Origin of the sequence: Micromonospora sp. NPDC047134 (genome assembly GCF_040643455.1) — a bacterium.
Classification (GTDB): Bacteria; Actinomycetota; Actinomycetes; order Mycobacteriales; family Micromonosporaceae; genus Micromonospora.
On sequence record NZ_JBEYUI010000014.1, the window covers coordinates 57345 to 80397 of the forward strand.

The 23053-nt window shown below is 71.7% G+C and carries 26 protein-coding genes; 13 read left to right on the plus strand and 13 right to left on the minus strand.

Annotated elements, in window-relative coordinates:
* Positions 1–55 precede the first annotated feature (55 nt).
* Positions 56–1069, plus strand: a complete 1014-nt coding sequence (locus ABZ795_RS18050) for a potassium channel family protein (RefSeq protein WP_327022895.1) — start codon at positions 56–58, stop codon at positions 1067–1069.
* 66 nt (positions 1070–1135) lie between these two features.
* Here the strand turns inward: ABZ795_RS18050 and ABZ795_RS18055 are convergent, their stop codons facing one another.
* Together ABZ795_RS18055 and ABZ795_RS18060 are read right to left on the minus strand one after the other, a co-directional pair.
* Positions 1136–2173, minus strand: a complete 1038-nt coding sequence (locus ABZ795_RS18055; protein WP_327022894.1) for a 2-oxoacid:ferredoxin oxidoreductase subunit beta — start codon at positions 2171–2173, stop codon at positions 1136–1138.
* Complete coding sequence (locus ABZ795_RS18060; RefSeq protein WP_357531178.1) at positions 2166–4013, minus strand: 2-oxoacid:acceptor oxidoreductase subunit alpha; 1848 nt, start codon at positions 4011–4013, stop codon at positions 2166–2168. The genes ABZ795_RS18055 and ABZ795_RS18060 overlap by 8 nt, the downstream gene beginning before the upstream one ends.
* 220 nt (positions 4014–4233) lie before the next feature.
* Here ABZ795_RS18060 and ndhC point away from each other — a divergent pair, with 220 nt between their 5' ends.
* Positions 4234–4611, plus strand: a complete 378-nt coding sequence (gene ndhC / locus ABZ795_RS18065) for an NADH-quinone oxidoreductase subunit A (RefSeq protein WP_327022892.1) — start codon at positions 4234–4236, stop codon at positions 4609–4611.
* A 6-nt stretch (positions 4612–4617) separates the two neighbouring features.
* Here the strand turns inward: ndhC and folP are convergent, their stop codons facing one another.
* Positions 4618–5487 (minus strand): dihydropteroate synthase, encoded by an 870-nt coding sequence (folP, locus tag ABZ795_RS18070; RefSeq protein ID WP_357531179.1) that lies wholly within the window; start codon positions 5485–5487, stop codon positions 4618–4620.
* A gap of 142 nt (positions 5488–5629) precedes the next feature.
* On the opposite strand from folP, the gene ABZ795_RS18075 reads away from it, so the two are divergent.
* The 4 genes from ABZ795_RS18075 (at position 5630) to ABZ795_RS18090 (ending at position 8036) form a co-directional block, all read left to right on the plus strand.
* Positions 5630–6241 carry a DivIVA domain-containing protein gene (locus ABZ795_RS18075; RefSeq protein ID WP_357531180.1) on the plus strand — a complete coding sequence of 204 codons (612 nt, stop codon included), beginning with the start codon at positions 5630–5632 and terminating at the stop codon, positions 6239–6241.
* The gene (locus ABZ795_RS18080) at positions 6238–6735 is read left to right on the plus strand and encodes an SRPBCC family protein (RefSeq protein WP_357531181.1); all 498 of its coding nucleotides are present in this window, start codon (positions 6238–6240) and stop codon (positions 6733–6735) included. Before ABZ795_RS18075 ends, ABZ795_RS18080 begins: the two co-directional genes overlap by 4 nt.
* Positions 6736–6817: 82 nt before the next feature.
* Positions 6818–7405, plus strand: a complete 588-nt coding sequence (locus ABZ795_RS18085) for a DNA-3-methyladenine glycosylase I (RefSeq protein ID WP_357531182.1) — start codon at positions 6818–6820, stop codon at positions 7403–7405.
* A gap of 4 nt (positions 7406–7409) precedes the next feature.
* Positions 7410–8036, plus strand: coding sequence for a hypothetical protein (locus ABZ795_RS18090; RefSeq protein ID WP_327022887.1), 627 nt, complete (start codon positions 7410–7412; stop codon positions 8034–8036).
* A gap of 3 nt (positions 8037–8039) precedes the next feature.
* Here ABZ795_RS18090 and ABZ795_RS18095 read toward each other — a convergent pair whose 3' ends face one another.
* Together ABZ795_RS18095 and ABZ795_RS18100 are read right to left on the minus strand one after the other, a co-directional pair.
* Positions 8040–8831, minus strand: a complete 792-nt coding sequence (locus ABZ795_RS18095) for an enoyl-CoA hydratase-related protein (RefSeq protein WP_327022886.1) — start codon at positions 8829–8831, stop codon at positions 8040–8042.
* Positions 8828–9652, minus strand: coding sequence for a PaaX family transcriptional regulator C-terminal domain-containing protein (locus ABZ795_RS18100; RefSeq protein WP_327022885.1), 825 nt, complete (start codon positions 9650–9652; stop codon positions 8828–8830). Before ABZ795_RS18100 ends, ABZ795_RS18095 begins: the two co-directional genes overlap by 4 nt.
* A gap of 189 nt (positions 9653–9841) precedes the next feature.
* Between ABZ795_RS18100 and ABZ795_RS18105 the strand changes: the two genes are divergently transcribed.
* Positions 9842–10009, plus strand: a complete 168-nt coding sequence (locus tag ABZ795_RS18105) for a DUF3117 domain-containing protein (RefSeq protein WP_013283866.1) — start codon at positions 9842–9844, stop codon at positions 10007–10009.
* Between the two features lie 168 nt (positions 10010–10177).
* A complete protein-coding gene (locus ABZ795_RS18110) occupies positions 10178–11644 on the plus strand; it encodes a leucyl aminopeptidase family protein (RefSeq protein WP_357531183.1) in 1467 nt (488 codons plus the stop codon).
* Between the two features lie 31 nt (positions 11645–11675).
* On the opposite strand, the gene ABZ795_RS18115 is transcribed toward ABZ795_RS18110, so the two are convergent.
* A complete protein-coding gene (locus tag ABZ795_RS18115; protein WP_327027283.1) occupies positions 11676–12263 on the minus strand; it encodes an O-methyltransferase in 588 nt (195 codons plus the stop codon).
* A gap of 277 nt (positions 12264–12540) precedes the next feature.
* On the opposite strand from ABZ795_RS18115, the gene ABZ795_RS18120 reads away from it, so the two are divergent.
* The gene (locus ABZ795_RS18120; RefSeq protein ID WP_357531184.1) at positions 12541–13863 is read left to right on the plus strand and encodes a trypsin-like peptidase domain-containing protein; all 1323 of its coding nucleotides are present in this window, start codon (positions 12541–12543) and stop codon (positions 13861–13863) included.
* Between the two features lie 72 nt (positions 13864–13935).
* Positions 13936–14352: a preprotein translocase subunit TatB gene (locus ABZ795_RS18125; protein WP_357531185.1), complete on the plus strand. Its 417-nt coding sequence runs from the start codon at positions 13936–13938 to the stop codon at positions 14350–14352.
* A gap of 87 nt (positions 14353–14439) precedes the next feature.
* Here ABZ795_RS18125 and ABZ795_RS18130 read toward each other — a convergent pair whose 3' ends face one another.
* The 3 genes from ABZ795_RS18130 to ABZ795_RS18140 form a co-directional block, all read right to left on the minus strand.
* On the minus strand, positions 14440–15588 hold the full coding sequence (locus tag ABZ795_RS18130; protein WP_357531186.1) for a P-loop NTPase: 1149 nt from the start codon (positions 15586–15588) through the stop codon (positions 14440–14442).
* A 66-nt stretch (positions 15589–15654) separates the two neighbouring features.
* Positions 15655–16284 carry a DUF1003 domain-containing protein gene (locus ABZ795_RS18135; RefSeq protein ID WP_327022880.1) on the minus strand — a complete coding sequence of 210 codons (630 nt, stop codon included), beginning with the start codon at positions 16282–16284 and terminating at the stop codon, positions 15655–15657.
* A complete protein-coding gene (locus ABZ795_RS18140; RefSeq protein ID WP_357531187.1) occupies positions 16277–17560 on the minus strand; it encodes a CBS domain-containing protein in 1284 nt (427 codons plus the stop codon). The genes ABZ795_RS18135 and ABZ795_RS18140 overlap by 8 nt, the downstream gene beginning before the upstream one ends.
* A gap of 33 nt (positions 17561–17593) precedes the next feature.
* Here ABZ795_RS18140 and ABZ795_RS18145 point away from each other — a divergent pair, with 33 nt between their 5' ends.
* Both ABZ795_RS18145 and ABZ795_RS18150 read left to right on the plus strand, forming a co-directional pair.
* A complete protein-coding gene (locus tag ABZ795_RS18145) occupies positions 17594–18463 on the plus strand; it encodes a PhzF family phenazine biosynthesis protein (RefSeq protein ID WP_357531188.1) in 870 nt (289 codons plus the stop codon).
* Positions 18464–18486: 23 nt separating this feature from the next.
* A complete protein-coding gene (locus ABZ795_RS18150; RefSeq protein WP_357531189.1) occupies positions 18487–19008 on the plus strand; it encodes a hypothetical protein in 522 nt (173 codons plus the stop codon).
* On the opposite strand, the gene ABZ795_RS18155 is transcribed toward ABZ795_RS18150, so the two are convergent.
* Positions 19002–19715 carry an HAD-IA family hydrolase gene (locus ABZ795_RS18155; protein ID WP_357531190.1) on the minus strand — a complete coding sequence of 238 codons (714 nt, stop codon included), beginning with the start codon at positions 19713–19715 and terminating at the stop codon, positions 19002–19004. The two genes, ABZ795_RS18150 and ABZ795_RS18155, sit on opposite strands and share 7 nt — an antisense overlap.
* A gap of 106 nt (positions 19716–19821) precedes the next feature.
* Between ABZ795_RS18155 and ABZ795_RS18160 the strand changes: the two genes are divergently transcribed.
* Positions 19822–20784 (plus strand): DMT family transporter, encoded by a 963-nt coding sequence (locus ABZ795_RS18160; RefSeq protein ID WP_357531191.1) that lies wholly within the window; start codon positions 19822–19824, stop codon positions 20782–20784.
* 8 nt (positions 20785–20792) lie between these two features.
* Here the strand turns inward: ABZ795_RS18160 and ABZ795_RS18165 are convergent, their stop codons facing one another.
* The 3 genes from ABZ795_RS18165 to ABZ795_RS18175 form a co-directional block, all read right to left on the minus strand.
* On the minus strand, positions 20793–21512 hold the full coding sequence (locus tag ABZ795_RS18165; RefSeq protein ID WP_357531192.1) for a GNAT family N-acetyltransferase: 720 nt from the start codon (positions 21510–21512) through the stop codon (positions 20793–20795).
* Positions 21513–21596: 84 nt separating this feature from the next.
* Entirely contained in the window at positions 21597–22430 is an 834-nt protein-coding gene (locus tag ABZ795_RS18170) for an SDR family NAD(P)-dependent oxidoreductase (RefSeq protein WP_357531249.1), read from the minus strand.
* A gap of 91 nt (positions 22431–22521) precedes the next feature.
* Complete coding sequence (locus tag ABZ795_RS18175; protein ID WP_357531193.1) at positions 22522–23043, minus strand: DUF4190 domain-containing protein; 522 nt, start codon at positions 23041–23043, stop codon at positions 22522–22524.
* Positions 23044–23053 lie beyond the last annotated feature (10 nt).

Sequence of the window (23053 nt, forward strand, 5' to 3'; positions counted from 1 at the left end):
CGGCCAAGGGCTATGTTGTGGGCGTGCAGGCGACGGAGGCGGGGCAGGTCCCCCGGTGATCCATTTTCCCGCGCAGCGGCGGGGCCCGCTGAGCGCGCTGAGCCTACGGTTGGCCGCCGCCGTCGGGCTGGTGCTCCTCGTGGTCGCGGTGGTCTATCTAGAACGGGACCAGTACCGCGACATCAACGGCGACGGCCTGACCCTGCTGGACTGCTTCTACTACGCGGTGGTCTCGTTGTCGACCACCGGCTACGGCGACATCGTGCCGGCCACCCAGGCCGCTCGGCTGGTCAACGTCCTGCTCATCACCCCGGCCCGGGTGCTGTTCCTGATCATCCTGGTCGGCACCACCCTGGAGGTGCTGACCGAGCAGTACCGGACCGGGCGCCGTCTGCACCGGTGGGAGAGAAAATTGAAGGACCACGTCATCATCTGCGGCTACGGCACGAAGGGGCGCAGCGCGATCTCCGCACTACAGGAGAACGGGCTGGACAAGTCCCGGATCGTCGTGGTGGAACGCAACGGGTCGGCGCTGCGGCAGGCCACCTCCAACGGGTTGGTCGCCATCGAGGGCTCGGCGACCCGTTCCTCGGTGCTCAACCAGGCCCATGTGCGGACCGCCAAAGCGGTGATCATCGCAACGGACAGCGACGACGCCTCCGTACTGGTGGCGTTGACCGTCCGCCAACTGACCGCCGGTCAGGTGCGGATCATCGCCGCCGCCCGGGAGGCGGAGAACGCCCCCCTGCTCAAGCAGAGCGGCGCCCACCATGTGATCGTCTCCTCGGCCACGGCCGGTCGGCTGCTCGGCCTGTCCACCTCGGCCCCACCCCTGATCGACGTGGTGGAGGACCTGCTGACCCCCGGCCAGGGCATGGCGCTGGCCATGCGCTCGGCCGAACGGCAGGAGGTGGGCCGCAATCCCCGGGAGCTGGACTCGCTGGTGATCGCGCTGGTCCGGCGGGGCAAGGTGGTCACCCTGGCGGACCAGGCGGGCGCGGTCGTGGAGACCGGGGACATGTTGGTCTACGTACGCGACGACCGGCCCACGTCCCACACCCTGCCCTGAACCGGCCGCTCCAGCAGCGAAGGGGGGCGGGCCGGTTCCGGCCCGCCCCCCTTCGACATGCGGTCGTCAGCCGACGATGGTCCAGGTGTCGCCGCTGCCCAGCAGGCCGGCCAGCTGCTGCTCCGGGGTCTCGGTGGCCGTGGCCTTGGCCTCGGCCACCTGCGCCTGCACCACACTGTCGTAGGAGGGCCGGGACACCGAGCGGAACACCCCGATGGGGGTGTTGCGCAGGTCGAACCCGGGCAGCCGGGACAGCGCGAAGGCGTACGCCGGATCGGCCACCCCGGCGTCGTGCACGACGATCTCCTCGGTGGGGGTGCCGGCGGTCTCCCGGACCTCCAGCCCGAACCCACCCGGCGGGTGCACGACGCAGAACTGCCCGTCCTTGCCGAAGGTGATCGGCTGGCCGTGCTCCAGGCGGATCAGGTGGTCGTCCCGGATGCCCGGATCCTTGAGCTGGTCGAAGGCCCCGTCGTTGAAGATGTTGCAGTTCTGGTAGATCTCCACGAAGGCCGAGCCCTCGTGTTCGGCGGCGGCCCGCAGCACCGACTGGAGATGCTTGCGGTCGGAGTCGATGGTGCGGCCGACGAAGGTGGCCTCCGCCCCCAGCGCCAGCGAGATCGGGTTGAAGGGCGCGTCCGCCGAGCCGACCGGGGTCGACTTGGTGATCTTGCCGACCTCGGAGGTCGGGCTGTACTGCCCCTTGGTCAGGCCGTAGATCCGGTTGTTGAACAGCAGGATCTTCAGGTTGACATTGCGGCGCAGGGCGTGGATCAGGTGGTTGCCGCCGATGGAGAGGGCGTCACCGTCACCGGTCACCACCCAGACCGACAGGTCCGGACGGGACACCGACAGGCCGGTGGCGATCGCCGGGGCCCGGCCGTGGATCGAGTGCATCCCGTAGGTGTTCATGTAGTACGGGAACCGCGACGAGCAGCCGATGCCCGAGACGAAGACGATGTTCTCCCGGGGGATGTTCAGCTCCGGCATGAACTGCTGGACGGCCGCCAGGATGGCGTAGTCACCGCAGCCGGGGCACCAGCGCACCTCCTGGTCGGACTTGAAGTCCTTGGCGGTGAGCTTCAGGGCGACGGGCTCAGACATTCTTCAGGACCTCTTCCAGCATCGTCTCCAGCTCGGCGGCGGTGAACGGCAGGCCGCGGACCTGGTTGTAGCCGATCGCGTCGACCAGGTAGCGCGCCCGGATCACCTGGGCGAGCTGGCCGAGGTTCATCTCGGGGATGACCACCCGGTCGTAGGAGCGCAGCACCGAGCCCAGGTTCGCCGGCATCGGCGCGAGGTGTCGCAGGTGTGCCTGCGCTACCGGCAGGCCGCGCTGGCGCAGGGCCCGGCAGGCGGCGCCGATCGGGCCGTACGTGGAACCCCAGCCGAGCACCAGCACCCGGGCGTTGCCGTCGGGGTCCTCCACCTCGACGTCCGGCACCGGGATGGCCTCGATCCGGGCGGCCCGGGTACGCACCATGAAGTCGTGGTTGGCCGGGTCGTAGGAGATGTCGCCGGTCTTGTCGGCCTTCTCCAGCCCGCCGATGCGGTGCTCCAGGCCAGGGGTGCCTGGGATGGCCCAGGGCCGGGCCAGGGTCTGCGGATCCCGCAGGTACGGCAGGAAGGTCGTGCCGTCCTCGCCGTTGGGCGCGGTGGCGAACTCGACCCGCAGGTCGGGCAGGGACTCCACCTCCGGCAGCAGCCAGGGCTCGGAACCGTTGGCGACGTAGTTGTCCGACAGCAGGATCACCGGAGTGCGGTAGGTCAACGCGATCCGGGCCGCCTCCAGTGCCGCGTAGAAGCAGTCGGAGGGGGACTTCGGGGCGATCACCGCCACCGGGGCCTCACCGTGCCGGCCGAACAGGGCCATGTTCAGGTCGGCCTGCTCGGTCTTGGTCGGCATACCGGTGGACGGGCCGGCGCGCTGCACATCGACGATGAGCAGCGGCAGCTCCAGGGCCACCGCCAGGGAGATGGTCTCGCTCTTGAGGGCCACCCCGGGGCCGCTGGTCGTGGTCACACCCAGGGCGCCGCCGTACGAGGCACCCAGGGCGGCGCCGACCGCGGCGATCTCGTCCTCGGCCTGCATGGTGGTGACGCCGAGCCGCTTGTGCTTGCTCAGCTCGTGCAGGATGTCCGAGGCCGGGGTGATCGGGTACGCCCCGAGGAAGACCGGCAGACCGGAGCGGACCCCGGCGGCCACGATGCCCAGCGACAGGGCCGCGTTACCGGTGATGTTGCGGTAGGTGCCCGGGGGCATCTTGGCCGGCTTGACCTCGTACCGGACGGCGAAGTCCTCCGTGGTCTCGCCGAAGTTCCAGCCGGCCTTGAAGGCGGCCACGTTCGCCGCGACCAGTTCCGGACGCTTGGCGAACTTGCGCTCCAGGAACCGCAGGGTCGAGGCGTACGGCCGGGAGTACATCCAGCTCAGCAGGCCCAGAGCGAACATGTTCTTGGCCCGCTCGGCGTCCTTCTTCGACACGTCGAGGTCGGCCAGGGCACCGATGGTCATCGAGGTCAGCGCCACCGGGTGCACGGCGTACCCGGCGAGGGTGTCGTCGTCCAGCGGGCTGCTGGCGTACCCGACCTTGGCCAGGTTGCGCTTGGTGAACTCGTCGGTGTTGACGATGATGTCCGCACCCCGGGGCAGGTCGGCGAGGTTCGCCTTCAGGGCGGCCGGATTCATCGCCACCAGGACGTTCGGTGCGTCGCCCGGGGTCAGGATGTCGTAGTCGGCGAAGTGCACCTGGAAGCTCGACACGCCCGGCAGGGTGCCGGCGGGGGCCCGGATCTCGGCCGGGAAGTTGGGCAGGGTGGAGATGTCGTTGCCCAACTGGGCTGTCTCCGAGGTGAACCGGTCACCGGTGAGCTGCATGCCGTCGCCGGAGTCACCGGCGAATCGAATGACCACCCGGTCCAGTTGGCGGATCTGCTTGGTCACGCCCGCACCTCGCTTCGCTGCGCGCCGCGGTGCGGCGCGTCGTCCTCACCCGAGAGCCTACGTCGAATCGGCCTCGCACCTTTGCCGGAGGTCCGTCGACTGGGACTAGATTGTGTGGGTTTATGCGGTGTGTTGCGCCGTTTCGCGCCCTCTGGGTAATCCAGATCACCGCCGCGCTGTCGGTCGTGCCCCGGACCGGCGGCCGGTAGGCTGACCTCCTGTGACCGGCTATCTGGGCTCGTACGCGACGCTCGGGCTGCTGCTGCTCGTCAGCGTCCTGTTCTTCGTCGTTGCCTTCTCGGCGAACCGGGTGCTGCGGCCCGCTAGACCGGCCGATCCGCCCGGAAAGCGAACTAGTTACGAAAGCGGAGTCGACCCGGTCGGCGGGGACTGGGCGCAGATGCAGATCCGCTACTACGTCTACGCCTACCTGTACGTGCTCTTCGCCGTCGAGGCGGTCTTCCTCTTCCCCTGGGCGTTGATCTTCGATCGTCCGGACTTCGGCTTGGTCACCGTCGTGGAGATGGCGATCTTCGTGGCCGTGCTCGCCCTGGGCCTGCTCTACGCCTGGCGGCGGCGGATCCTGCACTGGACCTGAGCCGGTTCAGGCGAGCCCTCGTCGGCTCAGCGCGGGTGGGCGGCTGCCCTTGATGCCGGCGACCATGTCCAGCACCCGGCGGGTCTGGAGCACCTGGTGGGCGCGGAAGACCCGGGCACCCAGCCAGGCGGAGACCGCGGTGGCGGCCAGGGTGCCCTCCAGCCGCTCGGCCACCGGCAGGTCCAACGTCTCGCCGACGAAGTCCTTGTTCGACAGGGCCACCAGCAGGGGCCAGCCGGTGGCGGTCAGTTCGCCGAGGCGTCGGGTGATCTCCAGCGAGTGCCGGGTGTTCTTGCCGAAGTCGTGCGCCGGGTCGATCAGGATCCCGTCGGGGCGCACCCCCAGGGACACCGCCCGTTCGGCCAGCCCGGTAACGGTCGTCACCACGTCGGCCACCACGTCGGCGAAGGCGGCCCGGTGCGGGCGGGTACGCGGGCTCAGCCCTCCGGCGTGCGAGCAGACCAGGCCGGCGCCGGTGCGGGCGGCCACCTGGGCCAGCGCGGGATCCGCCCCCGACCAGGTGTCGTTGAGCAGGTCCGCCCCGGCCGCCACCGCCTCCACGGCCACCTCGGCCCGCCAGGTGTCGATCGAGATCACCAGGTCGGGGAAGGCGGCCCGGACGGCGGCGATGGTGTCGACCGTCCGACGGATCTCCTCGGCGACGTCGACCTCGGCACCGGGGCCGGCCTTCACCCCGCCGATGTCGACGATCTCCGCCCCCTCGGTCACGGCCCGCTCCACCGCCCGCAGGGCGCTGTCGGCGGCGAAGGTCGCGCCCCGATCGAAGAACGAGTCCGGGGTGCGGTTGACGATCGCCATCACCACCAGCTCGTCGGGGTCGAACGTGCGTCCACCGAGTCGCAGCACCCCGGACACGCCGCCTCCTTCATGCCGTACGCCGCCCGGCTGGCCGTTTGCCGGACACCGTGACGCTATCCGGTCGCAGGTCGCGGGGCCGCTGCGGTCCGGCGCGCCGAGGGGGGTCGCTCCGCACCGCGGAACATGCCACGATCAGTGCATGGATCAGCTTCTGCTCCTGCTGGTCGTGGCGGTCACCGTCGCGGCGGTGGTGTTCGGCGTGACGCTCGTGGCGACCGGCCGGGATCCCGGCCTGGTGCCCGCCGAGGCGGACGGGCGGGGGGTGCCCTTGCCGGGCGACCGACCACTGCGCGAGTCCGACGTCGGCGAGGTGCGCTTCGACACCACCCTGCGCGGGTACCGGATGGCCCAGGTCGACCAGGCGATGCGCCGGGCGGCCTACGACATCGGGTACAAGACCGAGCTGATCGGGGTGCTGGAGGCCGAGGTGACCGCGCTGCGGGAGGGACGGACGGCCGAGGCCGACGCCCTGCGTACCGCCCGGGAGCAGTCCGCCAGCCTGGCCCGTGGCCCGGCCCCGGACACCGAGGCGGCCAAGGAAGGCGACACCGCCGAGGCGGGCGAGATCGACCTGGGCGAGCTGGACGCCGGGTCTACCGACCCGGCTGCGAAAGCAACCGACCCGGCCAAGGCGACCGACCCGGCGCAGGCGACCGATTCAGCAAAGGCGGCCGACTCGGCCGGGAAGACGGACGACGAGTTGGCGCAGGAGGAACCGCGGGCGTCCGCGGTGCGCGCGGAGTCGCCATGACCGACCCCGGTGCGCCGGACGAGCTTCGGGAGGCGGCCCAGCGGGGCGCCGGTGAGGTGACCGCCAGCGTCATCGTCAACGCCCCGGCCGAGCGGGTCTTCGCGGCCCTGCTGGCCTGGGAACGGCAGTCCGAGTGGATTCCCTTCACCACCGTGCGGGTGGTCGAGGGCGACGGTGGCGAGGGCAGCCTGGTGGAGGCGGTCACCACCCTGGGCCCGGCCGTGCTGCGGGACCGGATGCGGGTGGTCCGGGTGGACGCCCCGTACGAGATCGGGGTGGTGCACTGCGGCACCCTGCTGCGCGGCCCGGGGGTGCTGCGCTGCACCCAGTTGGCCGGCGGACGCAGCCAGGTGGTCTGGCACGAGTGGTTCCACCTGCCGGGCGGTCCGGCCGGCCGGGTGGCCTGGCCGGTGCTCTGGCCGGGCTCCAAGTTCGGTCTGAGCAAGGCACTGCGGCGGCTGGCCCGGCAGATCGAGCAGGGTCGCCTGCCGTGATCACGCCCGGCAGGGCGGGAGCCGACCACCACGGAGCCGACCGGGGCGGCGGTCTGTCGGTGGGCGGACCTAGCCTGGTGGGGTGACTGACCTGATGATCGGGGCCGATGGATTATCCCGCTGTGCCTGGGGCGCGGGCACTGCCGACTACGCCGTCTACCACGACGAGGAGTGGGGTCGCTCGGTACGCGGCGACGACGCCCTCTACGAGCGGATGACCCTGGAGGCCTTCCAGTCCGGGCTGTCCTGGCTGACCATCCTGCGCAAGCGGCCGGCCTTCCGGCGGGCCTTCGACGACTTCCGGATCGGCGCGGTCGCGGAGTACGGCGAGGCCGAGGTGGACCGGCTGCTGGCCGACGCCGGGATCGTCCGTAACCGCGCCAAGATCGAGGCGGCGATCGCGAACGCCCGGGCCGCCCTGGAGTTGCCCGAGGGCCTGTCCGAGTTGCTCTGGTCCTTCGCGCCCCCGCCCCGCCCCCGGCCCGCCAGCCTCGCCGAGGTGCCGGCCCTGACGGAGGCCTCCACCGCGATGGCCAAGGCCCTCAAGCGGCGGGGTTTCCGGTTCGTCGGCCCGACCACGGCGTACGCCCTGATGCAGGCCACCGGGATGGTCGACGATCACCTCGCGGGCTGTCACGTCGTGCCGGCCGGTTCGAGCGTGATGGGATAGCGGCATGACGACCGACACCGCACCCCGGGTGGCCGGGGCGAACCCGACGGACGGTACGGGCACCTGGGCCGTGCTGCTGCCCGCCGGCCGGTACGACGCCGAGCGGCTAGTGCACCATGACACGCTGGAGCTGACCGGGCTGGCCGAGGTCGCCGCCCTGCCGAGCCCCGGTGACCAGGTCGCGGTGCTGGCCGACGAGCCGCTGCGACTGGTGGCGGTGGGCCGGGTGGCCACCCCGACCCTCCGGCCCACGGAGGATCCGGACGACCCCCAGTCCGACCCGGGGCCACAGACCCTGGTGGTGACGTACACCCGACGGGCCTTCGACGAACCGGTGCCGGCCGACACCCTGGCCCTCGACGGCCCGGTGACCGCCCTGGACCCCGGAGCCTTCCAGGATCTGGTCGACAGGCTGGGCCCGCCACCGCAGCGGCAGTCCTGGCTGGTCAGCCTGGACCTGCCGATCGAGGCCGACTCCCGGGCCGAGGCGGTCCGGCTGTTCTGGGCGTACGTGCAGGAACTCGGCCCCCAGGAGCTGCCTGCCTTCGTCTCCCCCTACGGTGACGAGCTGGCCATGCAGGCCTTCGTGCTCGGCGCCGAGGCCAACCAGGACCCGGAAGAGGACGACTAAGCCTCAGCGGCCCTCGAAGACGGCCGGTTGCTTGTTGACGAAGGCCATGGTGGCTGCCCGGTGGTCGGCGGTGCCGCCGCAGATCGCCTGGGCCTGGGCCTCGGCCGCCAGAGCGTCGGCCAGGGTGCCGGCGTCGGCGACGGAGAGCTGACGCTTGATCGCGCCGTAGGCCACGGTGGGGCCGGCGGCGAGTCGGGCGGCGAGTTCCTGGGCGGCCGACAGCACCCCCTCGTCGTCCTCCACGATTCGGTTGAGCAGGCCGAGTCGGCAGGCCTCCTCGGCGCGTACCGGCTCGGCGAGCATCAGCAGCTCCACGGCCTTGGCGTGGCCGACCAGCCGGGGCAGGGTCCACGAGGCGCCGGTGTCGGCGGCCAGCCCCACCTTGGCGAAGGCCATCAGGAAGCTGGTCGAGGGCCCTCCGATCCGGATGTCGGCCAGGAAGGCCAGGGAGGCCCCGGCTCCGGCGGCCATTCCCCGGACGGCGGCCACCACCGGCTTGGGCAGGCTGGACAGCCGGGCGGCGATCGGGTTGTAGTGCACCTGGACGGTGTCCAGGGAGTTGGTGCTGCCCGATTCCAGGGTGGCCACGTGTTCGCGCAGATCCTGCCCCGCGCAGAAGGATTTGCCGGCCCCGGCCAGCACCACCGCCCGGCAGCTCCGGTCGGCCTCCAGCTCGGCCAGGGTGTCCCGCAGCGCCTCCTTGAGCTCCACGTTCAGCGAGTTCATCGCGGACGGGCGGTTCAGGGTGAGGGTGACGACGGCGTCGGTGCGGTCGACGAGCAGCGCTTCGGTCACGGCTGGCGTTCCTTCTGTCGGATCATCCGGTTACCACTGTCGAGGCACTGCTCGACGTACCGGTCCGCAGCCGGCCGGAGCCGGGCCGCGTGGCGGTCGAAGAAGCTGGCCGCGGCGGTGCCGGGCCAACGTTCGGGCAGCAGCGCCGGGGGCAGCTGCGGGTCCCGGAAGAGGAAGGTACGCCACGCGTGCACCAACCGGAATCTGGCCGCGTACGCCTCCTCGTCGCCGCTGCGGGCGGTGATCCCGGTCAGCAGGGTGCGCTGCTCGGCGACGAACTGCTCGTAGGCCCGGCCGATCTCGGCCAGGTCCCAGGCCCGGCGCACCAGGCCCATCGCCCCGGGGGTGCCGGCGGCGTGCGCGGCGCTGAACCGCTCGAAGCTCACCCCCGCCTCGTCCAGCAGCAGGTCGACATCCTCGCCGGGCCGGGTGGCCACCCAGATCTGCTCGTCCAGGGTGCCGTAGCCGAGGTAGCGCAGGTTGGCGGCCAGGCGCTGGCGGTCCCGCCGGGCGGAGGGGGCGTCGAGCACCAGAAGATCGAACCGGCCGTCCCAGGTGACCCGGCCGGTGCGGTAGATCCGGGAGGCGGCCTCGTCGAGTCGGCGTGCCGCCTTCGGTGTGATCGAATATCCGGGACCGGACAGCATTTTGACCGGTTCGAGCCAGCCTTGTCGCACCATGCGGGACACCGCGGTCCGTACGGCCGGTGGGGCGATCCCGAGCGGCGCCAGGAGTTTGACCAGGGCAGCAACCGGTGCCCGGCCACCCCGGGGCCGGAGGTGGTCGCCGTACAGGTCGAATAGTGCCGACCGTGCCTGCATGACCGCACATTGTGACAGGCCATCTCGGGATAAGCTAGATGCTGTTACATCAATGCTGCTTCGGTTTGGGTCCGGCGGTGTTCATCAGGGAAAATCGTTAGTCGGCCCCCCGTGCAAGTTGCGGGTGGTCGTGGCGAAGTGGCTGTGGGGCAACCCACCGACCCTGATGTAGGTCTGAGGGGAGACAACATGGCGGCGATGAAGCCGCGGACGGGCGACGGTCCGCTGGAAGTCACCAAGGAGGGCCGGGGCATCGTCATGCGGGTCCCGCTGGAGGGCGGTGGCCGGCTCGTCGTCGAGATGACTCCCGACGAGGCGACGGCGCTCGGTGACGCGCTGAAGGCGGCTGCCGGCTGAGCCGGCGGGTGTGATCGGCGACGATCGCCGCTGCGGACGGTTCGTCTTGGGCGCGGCTGCGGTAGTCGTGCCCAGGCCCTGAGCCATCGGCTCGCCCGATGGTTCAGGGCCTTCATCCCATTATGTGGGCGATTCCACCCACATCGTCTTCAGGAGGTACGGCTCCGCGTGCTCGCCATTCGTCTGATCGCCGAGCCGGACCAGCTCGACGCCGTAGCGCTGCCCCTTCGTTCCGGTGCCACCGACACCGCCTCGGCCCAACCGGTCCCGACCGCGGTGGCGTTACCCCACGGGGTGGCCGACGAGGCCACCGCGCTGGCTTCGATGATCGGGCTGACCGGACGGGCCGGTGAGGCCCACCGACAGCTGCGACCTGGCTCGACTCCGGCCCGCCTGCTGCTGGTCGGCATCGGGGAGGGCGATGAGGCGGGGTGGCGCTCCGCGGGAGCGGCCCTGGCCCGCGCCGGCAAGAATGAGACCTATCTCACAGTAATGCTGCCGACCGAGGCTACCCCGGAGGCGGTCCGTGGCCTGGTCGAGGGGCTGCTCCTGGCCTCCTACCGGTACCGGCTGGGTGCCGACCCCGAGCCACCCGCGCTGACCGGGGTGGATCTGGCGGTCGCCGAGCCGGAGGCCTACCAGCAGGCGGTGGAGGTGGCCCGCACCACGGCCGAGATGACCCGGCTGGCCAGGGACCTCACCAACGCCCCCTCGTCGATGAAGAACCCGCAGTGGTTCGCCGGCCAGGTGGCCGAGGCCGCCGCCGATCGACCCGGACTGCGGCTGCGGGTACGCGAGCCCGAGGAACTGGCCGCCGAGGGCTTCGGCGGGATCCTCGCCGTGGGTGGGGGCTCGGCCAGCGGCCCCCGACTGGTCGAGCTGTCCTGGCAGCCGGCCGAGGCCGACACCCATGTGGTCCTGGTCGGCAAGGGCATCACCTTCGACACCGGCGGCATCTCGATCAAGCCGGTGCCGGCCATGAAGCTGATGCGTAAGGACATGGCCGGAGCGGCGGCCGTGGTGGCGGCGACCCTGGGTGCGGCGGCCCTGCGGCTGCCCGTACGGATAACCACCCTGGCCCCGTTGGCCGAGAACATGGTCAGCGGTGCCGCCTTCCGACCCGGCGACATCGTCCGGCACTACGGCGGGTTGACCAGCGAGACGACGAACTCCGACGCCGAGGGGCGGCTGGTGCTCGCCGACGCGATGGCGTACGCCGTCGCCGAGCTCAAGCCCGACCTGCTGATCGACCTGGCCACCCTGACCGGGGCGAACGCCGTAGCCCTGGGCATGCGTACCGGTGCCCTGTACAGCGACAACGACCAACTGGCCGAGGACATGCTGGCCGCCGTGGCCGCAGCCGGTGAGGCCGCCTGGCGGATGCCGCTGCCGGCCGACTACGTCGAGCACCTCGGCAGCGAACTGGCCGACCTGCACAGCGCACCCACCCAGGGCGCCGGTTCCGTGCTGGCCGCCCTCTACCTGCGCGAGTTCACCGGCGACCTGCGGGAGAAGTGGCTGCACATCGACATGTCGGCCCCCTCCTGGTGCGAGCGGGACGACGCGGAACTGACCCGGGGTGCTACCGGCTGGGGAGTACGCGGCCTGCTGCGGTGGCTGGCCACCCTGTCCTGAACGCGGCGGTGCCCGGCCCCTGAGGCCGGGCTCAGCAGCGGACCGCGGCCAGCAGGCCGTGCCCGACCGGCAACAGGGTCGGAATCCAGTGCTCCGACTCGCGGAGGGCCTTGATGGTCTCCCGCACCGTCACGGTCTCCGCGTCGCGGGCGGCCGGATCACCGATCCGGCCGCCGGCCAGGGCACCGTTGAGCACCAGCACCCCGCCGGGCCGCAGCAGCCGCAGGGCGGCGTCCACACAGGCCGAGAAGCCGGTGGCGTCCGCGTCGAAGAAGACCAGGTCGTACGCGCCGTCCGCGAGCCGGGGCAGGACCTCCCGGGCCCGGCCGGTGATGATCCGGGTCCGGCCGGCGACGAAGCCCGCCTCGGTGAAGATGCGCCGGGCGATGCGCTGGTGCTCCACCTCCAGGTCGATGGTGGTGAGCACCCCGTTGGCCTGCATGCCCCGCAACAGCCACACCCCGCTGACCCCGGTGCCGGTGCCGATCTCGACCACCGCGCGGGCGTTGCCGGCGGCGGCCAGCAGGCGCAGGGCGGCACCCGCCCCGGGGGTGACCGCGTCGAGGCCTACCTCGTTGGCCAGGCTGCGCGCGGTCCGCAGCACTAGGTCCTCCGGCACGTACGACTCGGCGAAGTGCAACGCCGGGTTCACCGAACTGCCGGAACCAGCGACCGTGGCGATGGGACACCTCCGGGCGGCGAGCGGGAAGGGGTGGCCGGGCACTGTGACTCTAGAGGTGACCCGCCACGGGCGCAGCCGGGCACCCACCCGAGGCGACAACCGCTGACCCCACGCGGCACATCCGTGCAATCCTGGAAGCGGTATCCCGTCGACCGCCCGTCCGACGGCGTTCATCGCGGATCGTGGATACCGGGGACGGACTGGGAGGCACCGAGTGACCGACGGCTGGGACTGGCGCCAGCCCGGGGCAAGCGGCGTACCGGCGGGACAGCCGGGGCCTGGACACCCGCCGGGAGGTTCACCGACGACATCGCCGTACGGCGGTGGGCCGGTCGCCTCGCCGTGGTGGTCCGACGCGCTGGCTGACCCGTGGCGGGATCCGTACGCTCCGACCGCAGTGGTGGTTCCGGCCGCTCCGGTCCCGGGAACCGAGCCGGAACCGGTCACCGACCCGGACGCCCCCGGGTCTCCGAAACTCCGCCAGATGCTGCTGATTTCCCTGATCACGGCGTTGCTGGCCGGCACCCTGGGCGGTGCCCTCGGTTACGCCTTCGCGGTACGCGGGGGTGCGGCCGGGCCGGTCCTCGGCGCGGCGGCGGGATCGGTGCCGACCCTGGCCCAGCGTCCGCCGGAATCCCTGGCCGGGGTGGCCGAGCGGGTCCTGCCCAGCGTGGTGACCGTCCGGATGGCGGGGATCGGTGGCACCAGCGAGGGTTCCGGGTTCATTGTCAGCGCCGACGGGCATGTGATCACCAACGACCATGTGGTCGCCGGTGGCACCGGCAAGGCCTCGGTGATCTTCAACGACGGCAGTACCGCCCCGGCGACCGTGGTGGGGCAGGACGAGGAATCCGACATCGCGGTGATCAAAGTCACTCGCAGCGGGCTGCGTCCGGTGGAGTTCGGTGACTCCGACGCGCTGGCGGTCGGCGACCCGGTGCTGGCCATCGGTTCGCCGCTGTCCCTGGCCAACACGGTGACCGCGGGCATCGTCAGCGCCCTGGACCGGACGATGCAGGCCGGTGAGCCCGGGGGGCCGACCCGGTACTACGCCGCCATCCAGACCGACGCGGCCGTCAACCACGGCAACTCCGGCGGCCCGCTGGTGGACGCGGCCGGGCGGGTGATCGGGGTCAACTCCACCATCAAGTCCCTGGTGTCCGAGGGGCAGGAGGCCGGCAACATCGGGTTGGCCTTCGCCATCCCCATCAACCAGGCGAAGCGGATCACCCAGGAGATCATCGGCACCGGCAAGGCCCGCCGCACGGTGATCGGCGCCCAGGTGGGTGGACCCGGGTCGAACACCGGCGGGGCCGGGGTACGCCTGGCCGCGGTGGAGCCCTCCGGTCCGGCCGCCGGTGCGGGGCTGCGGGCCGGTGACGTGATCCTGCGACTCAACGGCAAGCCGATGACCGAGCCGACCGATTTGATCGCCCTGGTCCGCAAGTACGCGCCCGGTTCGGTGGTGACTGTCGAGTATCGCCGGGGGTCCAGTCGACAGAACACTTCGGTGACCTTGGCCGCCGATGCGAAGTGACCTCGTCCCCCCTTCTGGCAGGCCGCTGACGTGCGTAGTCTTGCTGGGTAGCCCGGTGAGGAGGCCCCAGGGGTGTTCGAGAACCTGAACGTGTGGGAGGTCGGCGCGCTGCTGTTGCTGGCGCTGCTGATCTTCGGTGACCGGCTGCCGGCGGTGATCGGCGACGGGCTTCGGATGGTGCGCAATCTGCGCACCATGGCCCGCAACGCGACCAGCGACCTGAGCAAGGAACTCGGCACCGACATCCAACTGGAGGACCTGCACCCGAAGGCGTTCATCCGCAAGCACCTGCTCAGCGAGGAGGAGGAGCAGGCGATCCGCAAGCCCCTCCAGGGCATGTACGACGATCTGCGGACGGATGTCACGAAGGTGCAGAAGGACATCAAGAACGTGGCCACCGCAGCGGATCCCCGGACCCCCGACCCCGCCCCGGTCGCTCCCGCTCCCGCCCCGGCACCGCGTTCCGCCGGCTACGACGAGGTCACCTGAGCGCTCGGCCCCCGAACACCCCCGCTACGCCACACCGCCGGTCACCTCAGAGGTGGCCGGCGGTGTGTGGTTGGTCAGGATCGCGGGTCAGCGACCGGAGGGCTTGAGGCCCAGGGGCTTACCGAGCAGGGACTCGCGGCGCAGGGCCAGCCGGTCGGCTACCTGGTTCAGGGCCTTGGCCGCCGGGGACTCCGGCTCGGCCAGCACGATCGGGTTCCCCTCGTCGCCGGCCTCCCGTACCCGGGTGTCCAGGGGCACCTGGCCCAGCAGCGGCACCTGGGCCCCGATGGTCTGGGTCAGCGAGTCGGCCACCGTCTGGCCGCCGCCCGCCCCGAAGACCTCCATCCGGGAGCCGTCCGGCAGTTCCAGCCAGGACATGTTCTCGATCACCCCGACCACCCGCTGGTGGGTCTGGAGCGCGATGGCACCGGCCCGCTCGGCCACCTCGGCGGCGGCGGCCTGGGGGGTGGTGACCACCAGGATCTCCGCGTTGGGCAGCAACTGGGCCAGGGAGATGGCCACGTCGCCGGTGCCCGGGGGCAGGTCCAGCAGCAGCACGTCGAGGTCGCCCCAGTAGACGTCCGCGAGGAACTGCTGCAACGCCCGGTGCAGCATCGGCCCGCGCCAGACCACGGCGGCGTTGCCGGAGGTGAACATGCCGATCGAGATGACCTTCACCCCGTGCGCCTGCGGCGGCATGATCATGTCTTCGACCCGGGTGGGACGGCCGTCCGCGCCGAGCATCCGGGGCACGGAGTGTCCGTAGATGTCCGCGTCGACCACCCCGACGGACAGGCCCCGGGCGGCCAGCGCGGCGGCCAGGTTCACCGTCACGCTGGACTTGCCCACCCCGCCCTTGCCGCTGGCCACCGCGTACACCCGGGTGCGGGAGCCCGGCTGGGCGAAGGGGATGACGGGCTCCTCGGTGGCGCCACCACCGCGCAGCTTGGCCTGGAGTTCCTGGCGCTGCTCCGGGCTCATCACCCCGAATTCGATCTCGACCCCGGTGATTCCGTTCACCGCGCTGACCGCGGCGGTGATGTCCGAGCGCAGCTTGTCCTTCAACGGGCAGCCGGCCACGGTGAGCAGCAACTCGACCCGGACCACACCGTCCTCGCCGACCTCGGCGGAGCGGACCATGCCGAGTTCGGTGATCGGCCGGCGGATCTCCGGGTCGTTGACGGTGGCCAGGGCGGCCTGGACAGCGTCGTTGACGGTGCTGACGGGAGCTGACATGGCGGCAATGTTACGTCGGGGACCGACCCGTACCGGCGTCAGCGGGGGCGGTTGTGAGCGACTCGATCAGGTTTCCCTCTGGTGGGGGGTGTCGGAGTTCCGCCGCCCCTCCCTCGGATGATCACCGTCCAGCTCGTCGCGCGGCTCGTCGAGACCCTCACCACCGCCCCGGCCGGCGGCACCCTCCCGCTGGCGGCGCTCCAGCCGCTGCCGGCGCTGGGCGGCCTCGTCCAACTCCTCGGCCAGCCGGGACAGCTCCGAGCGGAGGAAGTCCCGCGTCGCCACCTCACCCAACGCGATCCGCAGGGCCGCGATCTCCCGGGCCAGGTACTCCGTGTCGGCCTTCTGCATCGTCGCCCGGCGGCGGTCCTCGTCCGAGGCCACCCGGTCGCGGTCGGCCTGCCGGTTCTGGGCCAGCAGGATCAGCGGGGCCGCGTAGGAGGCCTGGATCGACAGCACCAGGGTCAGGAAGGTGAAGGTGTACGGGTCGAAGCGCAGGTCCGCCGGGGCCAGGGTGTTCCAGGCGAACCAGGCGCCGATGACCAAGGTCATGTAGACGATGAAGTTCGCCGTACCCATGCCCCGGGCGATGCCCTCGGCCCAACGGCCGAAGGTCTCCTGGTCGATTCGGGGCAGCTTCAGCCCGCGGGGCTCCCGGGGCAGGTCCAGCCGCTCCGCTCGGCGCTGTTCAGACATCCCTGCCCTCCGTCGCCGGGTCGTGGTTGGTGCTCATCGCCGCGCTCCGGTCCCGCCAGTCCCGGGGCAGGGAATGGTCCAGCACGTCGTCCACGGTGACCGCCCCCACCAGCCGGTTGTTCCGGTCGATCACCGGCATGGCCACCAGATCGTAGGTGGCCATCCGGCGGGTGATTTCCGGCAGCGGGGTGGTCGGGCGCAACGGGTCGATGTCGTTGACCACCACCCCGCCGAGCAGGTCGGCGGGGGGCTCACGCAGCAGCCGCTGGAAATGCACCATGCCCAGGTAGCGGCCGGTCGGGGTGGTCATCGGCGCCCGGGTGACGAACACCTGCGCGGCCACCGCCGGGGACAGTTGCGGCTCCCGGATCCGGGCCAGGGCCTCCGCCACCGTGGCGTCCGGCGGCAGGATGACCGGTTCGGAGGTCATCACGCTGCCGGCCGTACCCGGGGTGTACTTCAGCAACTGCCGGACCGGGTCGGCCTCGCCCGGTTCCATCAGGTCCAGCAGCACGTCCTGCTCCGGTGGGGACAGCTCACCGAGCAGGTCGGCGGCGTCGTCCGGGTCCATCTCCTCCAGGATGTCGGCCGCCCGTTCACGGTCCAGGGCGGCCAGGATCTCTACCTGGTCGTGCTCGGGCAGTTCGCTGAGCACATCGGCCAGCCGCTCGTCGTCCAGGGCCGCCGCGACCTCGTTGCGCCGACTGTCCGGCAGGTCCTGCAACGCGTTGGCCAGGTCGGCCGGGCGCATGTCCTCCAGCACGGCCAGCAGGTTGGCCGTGCCCCGGGCGTCGGCGACCCCACTGAGTCCGCGTACGTTGTCCCACTCGACCTGGTGCAGGTTGCCCCGGCGGGTCAGCCGGCCGGTCTGCTCCCGTACGGCCACCCGGGTCAGCGACCACTCGCCGCTGCGGCTGCACTCCATCGCCACGTCGACCACCGTCCCCGCCCGGCCGTCGGGCTGGACCTGCACCCGGCGGTCCAGCAGTTCCTGCAGCACCAGCAACTCGTTGGGGCGCTTCTCGAAGCGCCGCAGGTTCAGCGTCCCGCTGCCCAGCACGACCGCGTCGGCGTCGATCGAGGTGATCCGGTTGATGGACAGGAAGATCCGCCGACGCATCGGCATCTCGGCGACCAGTCCCACCACCTCAGGTGACCGCTGGCCGGACCGCAACCGCGCCACCGCGTCACGGACCCGACCCACCTGGTCACCGTTGGGGTCGAAGACGGCGACTCCGGAGAGGCGGGCGAGGTAAACCCGGGTCGGCGTGCTCACGCGCACCAGCCTAAGCGCCTAGGGTTTATCAACATGTCGACCTTGGCTTACGAGATCGTGGACGTGTTCACCGATCGGCCGTACGCGGGAAACCCGCTCGCGGTGGTGTTCGGCGCCGAAGGGCTGGCCACCGAGCAGATGCAGGCGCTGGCCCGGGAGTTCAACCTGTCGGAGACCGTCTTCGTGCTGCCCGCCACCCAGGTCGGCGCCACCTACCGGGCCCGGATCTTCACCCCGGTGGAGGAACTGCCGTTCGCCGGCCATCCCAGCGTGGGCGCGGCGGTCACCGCCAGTCGCCGGGGGATGTTCGCGCCCGGACAGGTCACCCAGGAGTGCGGGGCCGGTGTGCTGCCCATCGAGGTGACCCCGGGGGGTGCGACCCTCACCGGCGGGATGCCCACCCTCGGGCCGGAACTGGATCCCGAGCCGCTGCTGGAGACGGCCGGTCTGAGCGCCGGCGACCATGTCGGCCCGGCGCCCCGGGTGGCCGGCTGCGGTCTGGAGTTCCCCTTCCTGCCGGTGCACCCCGACGCGCTGGCCCGGGCCCAGGTCGACTCGGCCGCGGCGCGACGGTACGGAATCGAGCATGTCAGCGTCTTCTCCTGGGAGGCCGCCTCGCAAACCGCGTACGCCCGGGTCTTCGTGCCCGGCCTGGGGGTGCCGGAGGATCCGGCCACCGGCTCGGCGGCCCTGGGGCTGGGGGTGTGGTTGGTGGCCAGCGGCCTGCTGCCGGGGGAGGGGCGTTCGTCGTACACCGTCCGGCAGGGGGTGGAGATGGGCAGGCCCTCCTCCTTGGCCTGCACGGTCACCGCAGCCGGGGGTACGGTGCTGGGCGCCACCGTGGCCGGCCAGGTGATGGCGGTGGCCCGGGGAGAGATCCTGATCCCGCCCTTCGTCGGCTGACCGGCCGACACGGGAGGGGCCTGGTGGGAGAGGATGCCGTGGTGACCGACACGCACAACACCCCGCTGGTCGAGGAAGCCACGAAGAAGGCCTCGGTGGCCTGGGTGGCGGTGGCCGAGGGCCCCGCACTGGCCTTGTGGTGCGTGCCACATCAGGGTGCCCTGTTCGTGGTCAGTGGTCCCGGAGAGCAGTCCGCGCCGGGGTTGGCCGAGGCCGACCAGGCGCAGGTGACCCTCCGCGGTGACCACGGCGGCCGGATCATCACCTGGACGGCCCAGGTGTCCCGGGTGCTGCCCGGGACCGAGGAGTGGGACACCCTGGCTCCCCTGGTGGGAGCCAAACGGCTCAACGCCCCCGGCCCCACGGCCGACCTGGTGGCCCGCTGGGCGGCCGAGGACTGCGCCCTGGTGCGGCTGACCCCGGCCGGAGAGGCGGTGCACGGTGGGCGGTTGCCGGCCGACTCGCTGGCCGAGCCACCCCGACCCACCCCGGCGGTGCGGGAGGTCCGCAAGCCCTTCCGGCTGCACCGGGTACGCGGTCACTGACCGGCGAGGGGCACGGTCACCGGGCTGCTGTCGACCAGTCCGACCACCTCACCGAGGGTGAGCAGGGCCGGGCCCACCCAGCCGCTGTCGACCCCGAACACCAGATGGTCGACCAGATCGGGGGCAGCCAGCCGGACGGCGGTAAGCCCGGCCTGCTGGGCCCCGGTCAACTCCTGGCTGCCACCGTCACCCACATAGAGGCAGTCCCTCGGCGGCAGTCCCAGGCGGGCGCAGGCGGCCAGGTAGAGCGCCGGGTCCGGCTTGCAGCGTCCCACCTGGATGGAGAAGATCCGCACGTCCAGCAGGGGCGCTACGGCCAGTTCCGGCAGGAACAGCGGCAGTTCGTGGGTGCAGTCGCTGATCACCCCGGTCCGCATCCCCCGGTCCCGCAGGGCCCGCAGGGTCGGCACGGCGTCCACCCGTAACCGGGTGTCGGCCCGGATCGCCCGCTGCCGGCAGGCCACCGCCGCCCGCAGGGCCTCCTCCGAAGGGCGTACCCCGGCCTGTTCGCAGACCCACCGCAGGGTGGCCTCGGCGGTGCCGAAGCGACCGCAGGCGCGCTCGTAGAAGCTGCGGTCGAGCACCTCGACGAAGTCCTCCGGCGGGCAGCCGAGCAGATCGGCGGTGGCCTGGTGGCCGCTGCCCCGCTGAACCGGACGGGTCAGGGTGCCGAAGAAGTCGAACAGCACCGCCTGAAACCTGGGCATCAAAAGGCGCCTCCGGCGCGAGGGAGGGGTCCCGACGGGACGCGCGTGATCGTAACCGAACGCTGACAGATCGTGCCCGAAAGTCGGCGTGTGAGGATTACCCCTCGTGCCCCTCGAACCGCATCGTCCACCCCGTGACCTGCTCACCACCGGCGCTCTGGCCCTGGCCGTCGTCGCGGTGTCCTCGTCCGCCCCGCTGATCGCCTTCGCCGCCGCACCCGCCCTGGCGGTCGCGTTCTGGCGCAACATGATCGCGGTAGGGGTGCTCAGTCCCTTCGCGGTGATCCGGCGGCGGGCCGAGTTCCGGTCGTTGGTAGCCGGAGCCGGGCGGCGCGAGGGCATGTTCTGTGTGCTGTCCGGGGTGGCGCTGGCGGCGCACTTCGCCACCTGGATGCCGAGCGCGAAGCTCACCTCGGTGGCGGCGGCGACCGCCCTGGTGGCCACCCAGCCGGTCTGGCAGGGGCTGATCGCCCGGGCCCAGGGCCGTCGCCTCCCAGCCGGGGTGTGGGCCGGTATCGGGGTGGCCGTCGTCGGTGCCGTACTGGCCACCGGCGCCGATTTCACGGTCTCCGCCGAAGCCTTCACCGGCGATCTGCTGGCGGTGGCCGGGGGGCTGTTCGCGGCGATCTACACGGCCCTGGGCGAGCGGGCCCGGGTCACCGTCAGCACGGCCACCTACACCACCATCTGCTACGGGGTGTGTGCCCTGATCCTGCTGGTGGTCTGCCTGGTGGCCGGGGTGCCGCTGGGCGGCTTCGACACCGGGACCTGGGTGGCCGTGCTGGCCCTGGTGGCCGGCGCCCAACTGCTGGGGCACTCGATGTTCAGCTACGCCCTGCGGAGGGTCTCCGCCACCACGGTCAGCGTGCTGATCCTGCTGGAGGCGCCCGGCGCGGCCCTGATCGGCTGGGCCTGGCTGGGGCAGCTGCCCGATCCGGTGACCCTGCCCGGCCTGTCACTGCTGCTGGTCGGGGTGGCCATTGTGGTGCTGAGCAGCGCCCGTACCGCCCGGCGGGCGACCCGGGTGAGCACCGCCGTGCCGGCGGACGCCGCACCAATGCGGGACTGAGGGCCCGCTCAGACCTCCTGGACCTCCAGGACCCGGGTCTCCGGCGCGGCGTCACCCAGCTCGGCCCGCAGCGCCAGCCGGTGTGGGTCGGCCAGGAAGGCCGAGTAGCCGGCCCGGGTGTCGAACCGGATGAGGTGCACCTCGGTACGCCCGTCGCCGGTGCGCAACCGCCGCTCCACCCGGCCACCGTGCCGGGCCAGCAGGGCGAGCACCTGATCCTCGTACCGCTGCCCGGCCGCTGCCCCGGTGGCCGCCAGCTCCACCAGGGCGACCAGGCGTACCGCGGCGGCGGAATCGGTGACCAGGGACTTGAAGAACTGGTGGTCCACATGGCCGCCCGGGATGCCCTCCCGCTGGCCTGTGTCGAGATAGCCGTGGCGTCGGTAGAAGTCCGGGGCCTGGAAGGAGAAGGAGGCGACCGAGATCTGGGTGCAGCCCCGCCGTCGGGCCTCCTGTTCGGCCGCCGCCAGCAACCGGCCGCCCCAGCCCTGGCCCCGGCGGTCCTCCCGGACCCACACCATGTTGATCCCGGCGCAGCCGCCCCAGGTCCACCCGGTCAGCCCGGCCACCAGCTCCCCGTCGGCCCCGGTGACCCGGACGGACAGCTCCGCCTCGTCGTCGGCCCCGGTCGCCTGCCGGTTGTACGCGGTCAGTTCCGCGTCCAGCCGTTCGATCAGTTCGTCGTCCTTGTCGAGCACCTCAAGGCGCGCGTCCCCCGTGGTCGTCACCGGCGGAGTATGTCAACGCTCGGCGAGTACCGCGACCCCGTAGGCCGCTGGTTCGGGCGCAGGACGGGTCCGGGGTGGCAGTGATCACGGCGGATCAGTGCTCAGACCGACCGCGACCGCGCTGGCCGTCCAGAGCCGGGCGGCCAACTGCGGGTCGGCCGCCTTGCGCAACGGTCGCCGAGGCCGACAGTCGAAGTAGTACCCGCCCTCGCGCAGCCGCGACCGGTCCTGGTGGGCCAGCCACACCAGGGTCCGGGCACCCTTGACCGGACTGCGCAGCGGCAGCAGACGCATCCCCACGGCCACCAGCCGGCTCTCGTTGCCGAACCGGGTCCGCACCACCCCGGGATGGAAGCAGTACGAGTCGACCGTCGGCCATCGCCGGGCCGCCTCCGCGGTGAACAGGATGTTCGCCTGCTTGCTGGTGCCGTACGCGGTCATCGGGCGGTAACGGCGCAGGGGAGCGTTGAGATCGTCCGGATCCAGTACCCCGCTGCGATGGGCACCGGAAGCGGTCACCACCATCCGGCGGACCCGGTCGGCCAGCAGGTTGCTGAGCAGGAAGGGGGCCAGGTGATTGGCCTGGATGGACAGTTCGAAGCCGTCGACCGTGGTGGCCGGGGCCAGCACGATCGCCCCGGCGTTGTTGGCCAGCACATCGATCCGGTCGTACGCGGCCCGCAGTTGCTCGGCCAACTGCCGGACGTCGTCGAGCACGGCGAAGTCCGCGCGGAACACCGCGGGACGTTCACCTGAGCACTCGCGTACCTCCTCGGCGGCGGCGCGCAGCCGGAAGGGGTCTCGACCGACCAGCACCACCTGGTCACCTCGGCGGGCCAGGTCGACTGCGGCGGCCAGTCCGATGCCGGAACTGGCTCCGGTGACCACCACCAGTCGACGGCCGGTGGGCTGCTCCACAGGTTCATTCACCCCGGTCACCGGAGGAGATTACCGTGACAACCCGGTTGTGAGCCCGCCTCGGCCGTGCCGCGCGGCGGGCCCACCCCGGTCAGTAGCTTGTGGGGGTGCTGGAGATCGCGAAGGCGATCAGGACAGCGTAGGCGCCGATCGCGAGCACTATCAGACCGGTGAGGATCCAGCCGACGATGATGGCGGCCTTCGCCATGCCCTCGCCGCCCTCACCGGTCTCACGGATCTGCCGCATGGCGACATGTCCCATGATCGCGCCGATCGGTGCGGTGATGCATGAGCCGATCCCCAGCAGGGCTAGCACCAGCGCGACGATGGCCATCGAGTTCGTCGGTCGCGGGGGCGGATAGCCGTATCCCGGCTGCGGGTACCCGTATTCCGGCTGCCCGGGGTAACCGGCCGGCGGGTACGGCGCGGGAGCCGGCGTGCCCAGGTCGGCCTTCATACCGCCGTACGGGTCGGCGGGTTGGTAGGGGTCGTACCCGGTGGGCTGGGCGGGCACGGACGGTGGCGCACTCGCGGGCAGGGTGGGATCGACCGGCGGACTGGAGGGCTGGCCGGCCGAGGGATCAGGCCAGCCGCCGGACGTGGGCTGTGTCATCGGCTCACTT

Coding starts and splice junctions, on each gene's coding strand:
- ABZ795_RS18055 (WP_327022894.1), bottom strand. CDS start 2,173: ATGTCTGAGCCCGTCGCCCTGAAGCTCACCGCCAAGGACTTCAAGTCC.
- ABZ795_RS18175 (WP_357531193.1), bottom strand. CDS start 23,043: ATGACACAGCCCACGTCCGGCGGCTGGCCTGATCCCTCGGCCGGCCAG.
- ABZ795_RS18135 (WP_327022880.1), bottom strand. CDS start 16,284: ATGTCTGAACAGCGCCGAGCGGAGCGGCTGGACCTGCCCCGGGAGCCC.
- ABZ795_RS18145 (WP_357531188.1), top strand. CDS start 17,594: ATGTCGACCTTGGCTTACGAGATCGTGGACGTGTTCACCGATCGGCCG.
- ABZ795_RS18105 (WP_013283866.1), top strand. CDS start 9,842: ATGGCGGCGATGAAGCCGCGGACGGGCGACGGTCCGCTGGAAGTCACC.
- ABZ795_RS18075 (WP_357531180.1), top strand. CDS start 5,630: ATGGATCAGCTTCTGCTCCTGCTGGTCGTGGCGGTCACCGTCGCGGCG.
- ABZ795_RS18090 (WP_327022887.1), top strand. CDS start 7,410: ATGACGACCGACACCGCACCCCGGGTGGCCGGGGCGAACCCGACGGAC.
- ABZ795_RS18080 (WP_357531181.1), top strand. CDS start 6,238: ATGACCGACCCCGGTGCGCCGGACGAGCTTCGGGAGGCGGCCCAGCGG.
- ABZ795_RS18100 (WP_327022885.1), bottom strand. CDS start 9,652: ATGCAGGCACGGTCGGCACTATTCGACCTGTACGGCGACCACCTCCGG.
- ABZ795_RS18155 (WP_357531190.1), bottom strand. CDS start 19,715: ATGCCCAGGTTTCAGGCGGTGCTGTTCGACTTCTTCGGCACCCTGACC.
- ABZ795_RS18130 (WP_357531186.1), bottom strand. CDS start 15,588: ATGTCAGCTCCCGTCAGCACCGTCAACGACGCTGTCCAGGCCGCCCTG.